Source organism: Neptunomonas sp., assembly GCF_041601355.1.
Classification (GTDB): Bacteria; Pseudomonadota; Gammaproteobacteria; order Pseudomonadales; family Balneatricaceae; genus Neptunomonas.
Map to the genome: position 1 here is coordinate 25,986 of NZ_JBFIIH010000024.1, position 12,157 is coordinate 38,142.

General features: G+C 45.9%; 9 protein-coding genes. 8 read left to right on the plus strand and 1 reads right to left on the minus strand.

Translation table 11 applies throughout. From position 1 onward, the window contains the following. Nucleotides 1–278: 278 nt before the first annotated feature. The 4 genes from ABY436_RS05905 (at nt 279) to ABY436_RS05920 (ending at nt 7,337) form a co-directional block, all read left to right on the plus strand. Nucleotides 279–1,487, plus strand: coding sequence for an ammonium transporter (locus tag ABY436_RS05905; protein WP_372738093.1), 1,209 nt, complete (start codon nt 279–281; stop codon nt 1,485–1,487). A 405-nt stretch (nt 1,488–1,892) separates the two neighbouring features. Then, nucleotides 1,893–3,287, plus strand: coding sequence for a Wadjet anti-phage system protein JetA family protein (locus ABY436_RS05910; RefSeq protein WP_372738094.1), 1,395 nt, complete (start codon nt 1,893–1,895; stop codon nt 3,285–3,287). Next, complete coding sequence (locus tag ABY436_RS05915) at nt 3,287–3,922, plus strand: DUF4194 domain-containing protein (RefSeq protein ID WP_372738095.1); 636 nt, start codon at nt 3,287–3,289, stop codon at nt 3,920–3,922. Before ABY436_RS05910 ends, ABY436_RS05915 begins: the two co-directional genes overlap by 1 nt. Beyond that, nucleotides 3,909–7,337, plus strand: coding sequence for an SbcC/MukB-like Walker B domain-containing protein (locus ABY436_RS05920; protein ID WP_372738096.1), 3,429 nt, complete (start codon nt 3,909–3,911; stop codon nt 7,335–7,337). The genes ABY436_RS05915 and ABY436_RS05920 overlap by 14 nt, the downstream gene beginning before the upstream one ends. Before the next feature lie 5 nt (nt 7,338–7,342). Here the strand turns inward: ABY436_RS05920 and ABY436_RS05925 are convergent, their stop codons facing one another. Continuing rightward, nucleotides 7,343–8,008 carry a hypothetical protein gene (locus ABY436_RS05925; RefSeq protein ID WP_372738097.1) on the minus strand — a complete coding sequence of 222 codons (666 nt, stop codon included), beginning with the start codon at nt 8,006–8,008 and terminating at the stop codon, nt 7,343–7,345. A gap of 54 nt (nt 8,009–8,062) precedes the next feature. On the opposite strand from ABY436_RS05925, the gene ABY436_RS05930 reads away from it, so the two are divergent. From ABY436_RS05930 to prsT, 4 genes are all read left to right on the plus strand, one after another. Continuing rightward, on the plus strand, nt 8,063–8,434 hold the full coding sequence (locus ABY436_RS05930) for a hypothetical protein (RefSeq protein ID WP_372738098.1): 372 nt from the start codon (nt 8,063–8,065) through the stop codon (nt 8,432–8,434). Nucleotides 8,435–8,445: 11 nt separating this feature from the next. Further along, nucleotides 8,446–9,789, plus strand: coding sequence for a DUF3422 family protein (locus ABY436_RS05935; RefSeq protein WP_372738099.1), 1,344 nt, complete (start codon nt 8,446–8,448; stop codon nt 9,787–9,789). A 1-nt stretch (nt 9,790) separates the two neighbouring features. Beyond that, nucleotides 9,791–10,102, plus strand: a complete 312-nt coding sequence (locus tag ABY436_RS05940; RefSeq protein WP_372738100.1) for a BolA family protein — start codon at nt 9,791–9,793, stop codon at nt 10,100–10,102. 119 nt (nt 10,103–10,221) lie between these two features. Further along, the coding region (prsT, locus tag ABY436_RS05945; RefSeq protein WP_372738101.1) for an XrtA/PEP-CTERM system TPR-repeat protein PrsT at nt 10,222–12,157 on the plus strand (1,936 nt) is incomplete at its 3' end.

Sequence of the window (12,157 nt, forward strand, 5' to 3'; positions counted from 1 at the left end):
TAAGCGCGTCAAATCGGTGCATTTATTTTTTTGGCATATTTCATGCTTTGTTTTAGTGCGAAACAAGACTTGATCATCGGGTCTTGTTTCACTAATCGGACTTAACTTTCTTATATTTTATTATGAATCAATGTGTTGCCAGGCTTTAACAAGCTCAGGTATCGGCATAGAGAATATATGTGACAGGTTGAATGCACCGGTTTGGACTGAGTCATAAGAAGGCGCACCAAGACTGTGCGCTGATGGGAGGTGCGAAAGCATGAACTTAGGAGATATTCGTGGATAATGTAAATAGTGCCGTTGAGACCTTGGTGCAAAGCTCAAACACCCTGTTTATTTTGATGGGGGCCATCATGGTATTTGCCATGCATGCTGGTTTTGCCTTTCTTGAAGTGGGTACTGTGCGTCATAAAAACCAGGTAAACGCCTTGGTGAAAATTATGACGGACTTTGGTTTTTCGGCTGTAGCTTACTTTTTTATTGGTTATTGGATCGCATACGACGTTACATTTTTTCAGGATGCAGAAACACTGGCAGAAGGTAATGGCTACGAGTTAGTTAAATTTTTCTTTCTGATGACGTTTGCAGCCGCTATTCCCGCCATTGTGTCGGGTGGTATTGCTGAGCGCGCTAAATTCTGGCCGGTATTGCTTGCTTCAACGTTAACGGTCGCTTTTATTTACCCGCTTTTTGAAGGCATTATCTGGAATGGTAATTATGGCTTCCAGGCATGGTTGGAATCTTCTTTTGGTGCTGGCTTTCATGATTTTGCTGGTTCAGTCGTTGTGCATGGTGTCGGTGGGTGGATTGCACTGGTTGCTGTGCTGTTCCTGGGAACTCGTAAAGGGCGTTACCGTGGCGGCCGTTTGGTGGCTTTTCCGCCCTCTAATATTCCATTCTTGGCACTGGGTGCCTGGATTCTCTCTATTGGCTGGTTCGGCTTTAACGTCATGTCAGCACAAACGCTGGATGGTGTCTCGGGGCTGGTGGCGGTTAACTCTTTGATGGCGATGGTCGGCGGTATTATCGCCGCATTGATCGTCGGTAAAAATGACCCGGGCTTTATTCATAACGGCCCATTAGCCGGGTTGGTTGCTGTGTGTGCCGGTTCTGATGTAATGCATCCTATTGGTGCGTTGGTGGTCGGTGCCATTGCAGGTATGGTCTTTGTCTGGATGTTTACCTTACAGCAGAATAAATGGAAAATTGATGATGTCCTCGGTGTCTGGCCTTTGCATGGTTTGTGCGGAGTGTGGGGCGGCATCGCTGCGGGTATTTTTGGTAGCGAAGCATTGGGTGGTCTTGGCGGTGTCAGCCTGATGTCGCAGCTGATAGGTACGTTTGCCGGTATACTGGTTGCTGTTGTTGGTTCTGTGATTGTTTATGGCATTATTAAAGCGACTCTTGGGCTGCGCCTCAGTGAAGAGGATGAGTTCATTGGTGCCGATCTGAGTATTCATAAAATTGAATCGACGACTAATGATTAAATCAGGGATGGCGGCTGTGCTTGACCAGATCAGCTGAATTACATGGCTTCGATGAGAACCCCGGTCTATGTTTACCAATAGTGCCGGGGTTTTTGTTTTTCTGCTACTGAATCGTCATACTTTTCACCACACCTTTCGTTACACCTTTAATTCAGATGTCTGGATTTGTCATGTCTAGCTGGGCTAAAATCCAATGCTTACTTACAATGAGACTTTTGCACGAGCCGAAATTTTGTTTACTGGCAAGGCAAAAACGCACGGAATAAGGGAGTTTATGTTTATAAATGACCGAATGAGTACGTTTTTAACGCTGCTAGTAGACAAAAGGGCAATCGTGCGAAGACCTCACATTATTACATAAGTGCTGCTGGTTGACTAAGTGGCGCACTTCATATTGGATGCTGAATGCTTTTTAACAAGCTCCCTGATGATCTGTTTTTACCCTTATCCGGTAAGAATCGGCATATTTATCAAGCTGTGCTGCTGCAGTTGGCCGATCTGTTTTTTGATGAGGATCTGATTGATCCTTTTATTCCCAAAGATATGGTGCGTTCTACCATTGAAGAGGCCGTCGTGCGCTTGGGCGTCCGTCGCTGGGAACCTGAAGAAGAGGATTCTGATGACGGTGAGTTGCCTCGCTCGACAGCAGAATATACTAACCGTATCTACCGTCGTCTGGTACAAACGGGCTGGGTGGAAGAAGAGCAGCGAATTTATCGCACGTTTGTATTAATGTCGCCGTCTATCAGCTTTTTGCTGCGCTCTATGGTGTCTATTGCTAATTTGGAAAAGCGCTCCTATGGCGGCGCCGTGCTTAACGTTCTCAGCTCTCTGGAATCAGCGGTCAATGATCCGGCGGGGCGGGGTATTACCCTGTCAGAAGCAGCGCAAACAGCGGCCGAGTTCAGTGCACATCTGACCGATATGATGCTCGGCTTGCGAGAGCTTAAAATCAGTTTGTCGAATGCTGAAAGCCCTCAGGAAGTGGTGCGCGGTTTCTTTGATCGCTTTGTAGAACGAATTCTTGTGTCTGACTATAAGACGCTGAAAACAAAGAATAATCCTTTTAGGTTTCGTCGCCAGATTTTATCACTGTTGCGTGATTTGCAGTTTGACCCAATTAAGCTGGATAAGCTGACGCGACACTATCAGGAACAGTTTGAATCAGAATATGACGATGCAGAAGCGATGGTGCATCTGCATATCAACCGTATTATCCGTATTTTTGAATCGGTTGATAAGCGTTTGGATAGTATTGATGACTTCCGCTACCGCCTGGAAAAACGCGTGGCTGACACTGTCCGTTATATGGATAAAACCACACCGGGCATGGCATCAAGATTATCTCGCTTAATAACAGAAGTGGCGAAAGATGACTCGCTGCCTGTGGTCGACACGCTGGAGGAGATCGGTTTTATCTCTCCAGCCAGTGTGCGGTCGCCGTTCAGAAGGCGTATTCAGGCAGAGCCACGGGTGATACATCAACAGGTTATCGATCCCCAGGCCCTTCAACTCCGCCAGTTGTTTAAAGAGTTTAAAGAGCGCCGCGAGGTTAAAATCGATCGTATTGATGCTTATCTTGACCGGCACCTAAGCAAAAATGACACCGTTCGTGCTGACCAGTTTGAGATTGACAGCATCGAGGATTATATCTGTTTCAGTTATATCCGCCATTTGGCTTCGCTGGGCAAAAAAGCAAAAAAAACCGCAGATCAGTTCAATATTCAGTTTAATGATCAATACACTCAAGTTGCCGGAATGGTCGAGTGTCGTGATTTTGTTATCTATAGGAAACGTTAATGCTTGGTGATCTACAAAAAATAATCAGCCGAAGCGATCAGTACGAAGCTGCCGATTTTTCTCATGCGGCTAATCTGTTACTGACCAGCCAGTTTTTACACGCTGATCGTTCGTCGCACCGGGATAGCTATTTCCTGATCTCTTCACATATCGATTATTTTACCAATCTGTTTGAAGCGATTGGTTGGTCGTTTATCTATCAGCCCGATGAAGCCTATCTGGGTATTTTGCCGAAGGACGATGAGCGTAATCTCAAATTACGTCTGGATGAATCATTATTGCTACTCTGCATGCGCCAGCAATATGAAGAAAAGCTTGAAAAGTTTGAGGTAGAAAGCGGTAAAGCTTATACCAATATCAATCAGCTGCTGTCGCTATACGAAAACCTCACCGGTAAAGAGATACCGAATGAAACACGCATGAAAGAAATCTTGTCGTTGTTTTCGCGTCATGGCGTTATTGAGCGTGGAAAGCCCAATGAAACGGAACCGAAAAATGTCCCGTTTAGTATTCAGCCAACGATTCGTCAGGTGGTCGTTGAAGACTACATCGGTCAATTAGAAGCGCTGTGTGATACCGATACCCGTGATGCCATGACCGAAGCAGAGGAGGCCGCCGCTGATGAAACAGCTTAATCGTATCGTACTGGTTAACTGGTATGTTTTAGGGGCCGTTGAAGTACCGATAAAAGGTAATGTGGCGATTGTCGGGCCTAATGGTTCGGGTAAGTCCGCGTTGCTGGATGCTATCCAGACCGTGTTGATGGGAGGGCATAAGCGCCACCTCAGCTTTAACGCATCCGCCGGGCAGAAAAGTGAACGTTCTTTGCGTACATACTGTCTGGGTTATCTGGATGATGGCAGTAAAAAAGCGATGGCCCGGGAAGACTCACTGACCTATATGGCATTGAGTTTTTTTGATACGGACACCGCGAAAGAAACCTGTATCGGTATTGCTATCAGTGCTTCTACCGCCTCTCCTGAAGAGGAGATATTAGGACGGTTTATTCTGCCAGGTTTTTCGGTAGGGCTGGATGATTTCTCCGTAGTCGAAGGTGATGGCCGCTTGCCAAAGCCCTGGGCGCAAGTGCGGGATGAGCTACTCAGGCAGTGTCCTGATATGGTTCTGGAAAAGCGGGCCAGCAAGTTTATTCGCGAAGTAACCACGGCGCTGAGCCATGATGCTCAAATGCCGAATGATGATGAAAAATTCATCAAAAACTTTAAGAACGCCCTGCGATTTGTACCTATTGACAGCCCTACACGGTTTGTCCGCGAGTTTGTGCTGGATGAAAATATCGTGCATGTCGGTGCGTTTCGTAAATCGCTGGATGAATATCGCGCGATGGAGCAAAAAACCCGTGAAGTATTTAACCGTATTGCTGAGCTGGAAAAGGTTCAGGAGCAATGCAAGGGTATCCAGCGCAATATCAAAAATGCAGCGGAGTATGAGTGGGTTGTACACGAGGCACGTTTTGAAAATGCAGATCTGAAAAAAGAGGAGTCGCAGGAACGGCTTGACGCTAATCAGGAAAAAGAAGCGACTGTTCAGAAAGACCTGGAAAATCATACGGCGGACGTCAGTAGTGTGATGCAGCGTCTGGCAGATGCGCGTGCTCAACTGAATAACTCTAATGCGGCACATCAGATCAAGGCGTTAGAAAACTCGATTACAGCGCGTTTGCACGAAGAAGGGGTTGTTAAAGATAAGATTCAAAATGTCTATAGCCTGTTCAGAACCACGGTTGGTTTCTCCAATTATGAACAGTTATTGCCGGATACCTTTTTGCCACTGGTAAAACGCTCTGTTGAGCTGTGGCGCTCCGGCGAAGATATGATGGCGGATGTCTGGCCGCCAGAGCCGGTGGAAGTCGATAATACCATCGAGCAACTGAAGCAAAGTGTTGATTCGGTCAGACGTGACATCGGTCGTAAATTTGAAGAGTCTGTCATTCGCATCAATGAGTTACGCACGAATATTCAGAATCAAAAAGGGGCCGTCGAACAGCTCAGGCAAGGTCGCGCACCTGTGCGGCATAACACCCGGGACCTGATGGAACTCTTGTCAGAATATGGTATTGAGTCGACGCCGATATGCGAGCTGGTCGACATCAATGACGATAAATGGCGCATCGCCATTGAGTCTTTTTTAGGGGCTCGCCGTGAAGCGCTGATTGTTGATCCGGATCATGTCAAAGAAGCGATCACCTTATATCGCCGCAAAGGCCGTCATTTAAAAGGTTGTCGTATTATCAACACAACCAAAACTCATGAGTGGTTGAATCGCCACAAGCCACGCTCGTTGGCACATTTTGTTGATACCGATAATGAACATGCGCAGGCGTATATGAATCGTGCGCTGGGTGGCGTGATTGCAGTTGAAACCGAAGCTGAATTGCTGCGTCAGGAACGGGCACTCACCTATGACTGCATGTTGCAGACGGAAGGCTCAACAACCTCGATAAATGAGATGTCTCCCATAATGGGGATTCGTCGTCGTGGCGATCAGTTGGCGACTAAGGGTAAGCAAGTTGATGAGATGCTGGTGGAATTCACCGCGTTGGGTAAACGTCACGAGTCGTTAGAAAAACTCCGCGATAGCCTGATTAACCTGACAACCAGCCTGGCGGGTGCCAGTGAAAAAGTATTTGATTTGGTTCATCAGCGTGATCAGCTGGGCACTGAGGTTCAGGGTTATCGTCAGGAGATTACGGATATGCGTAATCATGATGATAGCGGTATCCAGCAGCGTATTGCTGACTTGGCTGAAGCACAGAAAGTCGCTGAAGAGAAAAGTAAGTTACTGATGGATAAGCTGCAGCGTATCCGTACCCATATGATTAAAGACTCCGCCGCGTTAGAAGTGCTGACTCAGGAACTAACCGAGCATGCAGAAGCGCGAAATGGTTGCGAAGCGAAAGTGGATTTTGATGCTCAGTCTGCTCAGGAAAAGCGTGACTATCTGGATGAAAGCTGTGGCGGAGAGCTCGAGCGTGTCATTTTTGAGGCAGCCAAAAAAGCACAGTCTGAGCTAACCTTGCATGAGAAGAAAAAATACTCGGTACGGGATGCGATAGCGAATTACAAAGCGAAGTTTCATGGCGGCGGCATGAGCCATCAGGGGCTGGATAAAATCGGTCCTGATTCGACGCATGAAGAACTGGAACAATATGTCGATGAAACCGTGCAGTCACTCAATGATTCGGAGCTGGCGCTTTATATGCAAAAAGCAGAACGGGCCCGACTGGAAGCAGAAACCTCGTTCCGTTCTGATTTTGTGGCACATCTGAACGATCAGATTAATAACATCAAAGACCTGATTCGTGAACTTAATAATCATCTTAAAAATCGTCCGTTTCATAAGGAGATGTATAGTTTTGAGATGATGCCTAACCCGGAGCTGAAGGATATCCTGGAGCTGGTTGAGGCGTACACGCGTTTGGATCAGGCTAATGTAGGCTCGTTGTTTGATCTGAAATTTGAGGAAGATAAACCCCACCAGGATGCCTTGTCAAAGATTCATGATGTCTTAAAAGATGAAGGTGAAAGTAGTTTGCTTCAGGATTACCGTAATTTCTATAACTTTGAGTTGGTGGTTAAAGATCTTAACGGGCATCGCAAAACGACCCTGACACAGCGTATTAAAACCGGATCTGGCGGTGAGCATCAGGTACCTTTCTATGTCGCCATGGCAGCCGCTATGGGGGCCGCTTATCGTTTGAAAGAAGGGCCGGATGGTCAAGCGGTTGGGGGAATGAGTCTGTCTGTCTTTGATGAGGCGTTTAACAAGCTGGATTCGGAAAACACGATTACCTCTCTGGGCTTTATGACCGATCTGGGATTGCAGACCATTATTGCAGCACCGGATGAGAAGTATTCGCTGTTATCTTCCTGTATGGAAACCATTATCAATGTATGTCGTGATGGGCGGGTGGTTGATATCGATGTAGAGTTTCCAACCACTAAAGGAAAAGCGCTATTAAACTCTGATAACCCGCGTAAACTGATGGAAGAAGCGCGCTTAGCGGAAGAGGCGATGGAGGTAATCTGACTTTTTTAACCGGTTTCTTGTAAGCGAGGTGCCGGTTTTTTTATATCAGGTTGAATGCTTAGCAGCGCTTTATTCAGGTAGCTAAGGGTTATTTCAGTACCATTATTGGTGACTGTCCAGCCATAAGGTGAGTCTATTATTTTAAGTAGCATACTGCGCAACGGTGCGGGCTTTAGCGGCTGAGGTAAAAATTTACTATGGCTGTACTGGTGGTGGCTGAGTAACCGGCAAACATCGTTTATGCTCCAGCTTTCAGGTTCCTGAGTCAGAGGTGACAGCGGGCCGATAAGTGTGGGAGCCAACAACTGTTTATCTTTGGCAAAAAATTTGCGTACCGTCAGGTCTCTGTGTATGCCCGGAAATGCGTTATCTCTGGCGTTACTGTTAAATTTAAGTGACACCAGGCCGTCAATGATGCCGGATAGCTGCCAGTTACAGGCTTTTATCATTTTCCAGGCAGGCTCAATGCTGCTTTTGGAGCCGAGACTAAATTTTGTCGCCTGGCGACCATCCAGCATATCTTCTTTTAGCAGTGTGATTTGCAGATAGGTAGTCTGTAGGTCGACCAGACACAAAGGATTAGTAATATAAGCGTATGATCGCTCCCTTCTAAAGAAGGAGATCCATTCAGTACGGGTTTCTAATTGATTTAGAACAGGAATATGCATCATTATAGATCGAGTTTTGTTTCCCAGAGTATAAAGAGAATAGGTAAGTAACGCATCATGAAACTATTAAACAGGTCCGCCATTACCTTATTAGCTCGGGCGCCTTTTGCCCAATGGATAGCTGCTTTGCCAGTAGATCCGGACGGGATGGACGAGCCGCTCTCGCTGCAAGAGCTACGCAAAGAAGGCAATGTATATCTGATTGATGAGGTCGATGAAGAAGCTGATTTTAACGAACTTCTGAAACATTCATGGGAGATGATTTTTAAAAATGAGCTGACAGCATGGGATGAGTTTGCTGATCATTGGCCTGAAAACTTATCCTATGAGTTGTTTTTGCAATGGTTTGAATGCACTAATCAGATAATGGCCTTTGATGTTTCTGATGAGGTGTTATTAGTGGCTCCTTTAGATAAGCTGGCAGAGTGAGTGATGGCTTTATGAGTATGGTTTTTCATCCGCAACGTGAAGCCTTGTATGAAGAGATGCATTCGCGCCCGTTTCAGGTTATTCCCAGCCCTGCACGGGTAATGCATTTAGCCGTTTTTTGTAATGATGCGCAGCGTGAAGAACAGTTTGAGCATCTTAAAGTCCTCTTTTATGCATTCGGTGTCACACCTCCTGAGATGGATGAAGTCTGCATTCAATATGATTTGGGCGGCCTGAGGATACGTCGCGAAAAACATCTTGAGTTTACCGCTTATACCTTTGTTAACTTTGATATACCCGCAGGAGCCGGGCCATTTGATGTCTCAGGTGCGCCGCCTTTGCCCGTTGGCTGGCTGGAGGCGATACCCGGAGAGGTAGTGACTGCCTTCCATCTGGCAATTGAAGAGTCGACAGGAGACGATGAGGCAATGCTGCCTCGGGTCAAAAGCTTTTTCGAAGGAATGCGCCTGGTTGGCAGCAGTCCGCAGCAAGGTGATGCCAGAGTCTGGACAACACTACGCTTGCACAGCGATGGATTCGGACGTTTTCTGATCTGTAACAAACGCATGAGCGATAGTCAGCTAGGGCGTCTGGCGCAGCGAATTATGGAGATAGAAACCTACCGGCTAATGGCCCTGATCGCATTACCGCTGGCGCGTGAATGTGCACCGCAATTGGGTTCTATGGATAGACAGCTGGCAAATCTTACGCATCGCTTGTCTGAAAATGCTGAGATTAACGAGCAAGAGGTGCTGTCAGAGTTGACCTATATGGCTGCCCGCATCGAAGATTATCGAGCTAAAACTACCTTCCGCTTTAGCGCGACGCAGGCTTACCATGAGCTGGTGCTACAGCGCTTGGTTGAGTTACGCGAAGATGAGGTATCAGGGCACTTAACTGTGACTGAGTTTTTAACACGTCGCTTAACGCCTGCGGTACGCACATGCCAATCGGTGGGGGAGCGTCTTGAGGATATGTCGAAGCGTATCGACAGGGTGTCTGATATGATGCGAACGCGTGTTGAATTGTCGATACAGGCACAAAACCAGCAGTTGTTGGCCTCGATGGATCGTCGCTCCAAGATCCAGTTGATGATGCAGCACACTGTTGAGGGTTTATCGGTTGCCGCCATTAGTTATTATGCGGTCGGGCTGATAAAAATAATGATGGATGCTGCCTATGAGAGTGGTTTTGACTTTAATAAAAATCTGGCACTAGGTGTGGCTGTACCTGCGGTAATTAGTGGGGTGTGGTTAGCGACACGTAAAATCCATAAGCACTTTCTGGCATTGGCAAAAGAGCAGCGAGATGCTGATCTTGCTGATGAAAAAATACGGAATAAGGTGAAGAAATAAGATGAGTATTGCGATCGTTGTTGAAGAAAAATTACGTAACGGTATTAGCGTAAGTGAATTACAAATCGCTAACGAAAGCCATATGCACTCGGGGCCAGCCACCGACAGCCACTTTAAGCTTGTGCTTGTTTCGGATGACTTCGCCGGTAAGCGATTAGTGCAGCGTCACCAGATGATCTACAAAATTCTGGCAGACGAGTTACAAAGCCCGATTCATGCGCTGGCAATGCATCTCTATACTCAGGAAGAATGGGCCAAGAAAAACGGCGAAGTAATGCCTTCGCCAACCTGCCAGGGTGGCTCTAAAAGCTGACGCAGGTTGCTTAGCTACATTGAGTCAAATCATAAATGCTTGTGATCCTGAGCACATTATTTCATTAGGCGCTATGAATAGGATCATTAGTATCGTTATGTAAAAACAGGAGATGGATTTTGGAAGCAATAACCAGGAATAAGAAATACAAACATCTTGCAGCAGCTATAACAGTAACCAGTATTCTGTTATTACCGATAGCACAAGGTGTGCAAGCAAATTCAGACAGCGCCTACATGCAAGAGGTTAATTCGTATTTACAACAAGGGCAAAGTAACTCGGCTATCATAGTTCTTAAAAATGTACTCCAAAAAGATCCAAAAGATGCCAATGCCAGGCTGGTTTTAAGTAATATTTATTGGGCAATAGGTAACACCTCCGCTGCTGAAAAGGAGATCAGCGAGGCGCATAAGCTGAATCCAGATGATCCTGAGACAAGTATCTCTTTTTCGAAATCTCTCCTACAAAACAGAAAATTAAAAGAATTAGACAGTATCCTATCTAATACGGAAGGCTGGTCTGATGAACAGCTAATCGAAGCTTATATATTACAAACACAGGCAAATATATACCGGGGAAATATTGCGCTGGCCGAAGAAACATTGGATCAAGCGGTACAATTGGATCCCCAAAAACCTATCGTATTATTCAATCAGGCAATGTTACAAATCCAGTTTCGTAAACCTGATGAAGCAAAAAAATATTTAGAGCAACTATTCACTATAGAACCTGATCACGTTCAGGGACTTATGCTTTCAGGCGAAATAGCGATGGCCGAACAGGATTATCCACTCGCCATCCAGTCTTTCGAATCAGCAAGCAAAAAACAACCTAAAACTGGCATCGCGAACATCAGCTTAGCCAAAGCGCTTATCGCGGACAATCAGCTCGACAAAGCGGCCCTGCAGCTACAAAAGGTATTAGATATAGCTCCCGGGCATCCTGATGCGAACGCTTTACAAGCAAAGATAGAATTTACAAACAGGGACTTTGAAAATGCCACTCAATACGCTGAAGCAGCCTTATCAAACTCAGAGAAAAACACCGAAGTCATCTATATTGCAGCAGCATCCTATTATGCGACCGGTCGTTACGAGATTGCCTATTCCCAGATCAACAAGGTGTTATCTCGCCACCCGAACCATGTAGAATCACTCAAACTTAAAGCAGCGATTGAATTGAAGCTAGACTTAATAAATGAAGCCACTGCTACATTATCGCAAATCAATAATGAAACGTTTAAAGAAAGTGATGATCAATTACTCATTGCAGCAGGGATCGCTTCATTAAAAGAAAAAGATTATACCTCCAGTAAACGACTCCTCGATCAAGCTTCAAACCTACATAGTGTTGATCCGCGAGTGAATTTAGGCCAGGCAACGATTGCCGCCATTGCAGGTGATCGCACCACAACCATTACCGAGCTTGAAGCGGCCTTAGAAAAATCACCTGATTCAGAGCAAGCCAAAACAGCTCTTATTTTAACTTATCTGCAAAACAAACAACCCGACATAGCACTTGAGCGGGCAACACAATTTTCATTGGATCATCCCAAAAACCCCAATGGTGAAACCTTCAAAGGCCTGAGCTACATCATGCTCAAAGATTTTACTCGGGCAGAAACGGCTTTTAACAAGGCCCTTGCTATAGAACCTGGTAACCCCAATGCAAGTCATAACCTGGCGTCAATAATGAAGCGCCAGGATAACGATACAACTAAGATCCGCGCGCTTCATGAAAATGTATTAGAGCTGCATCCTGATAATCTTAATTCACTTATTGAATTATCATTACTCGATCAGGCCACTGGAGAACATGACAATGCCGCCCAGCGGCTTAAGCATGCTATTAAAACCAACCCCAATGCAGCACGACCCTACCTGATTTTATCTACGCTTTACCTTCAGCAAAACAAACCAGCAGAAGCTCTGGCTATTAGTGAACAGGCACTCAAATCAAACCCTGATAACCCCGGCTTACTGACATTAGCGGGTAAAGCTCAACAAATAAGTGGCAAGTATGACTCCGCAACCGATTACTACACAAAAGCCATTA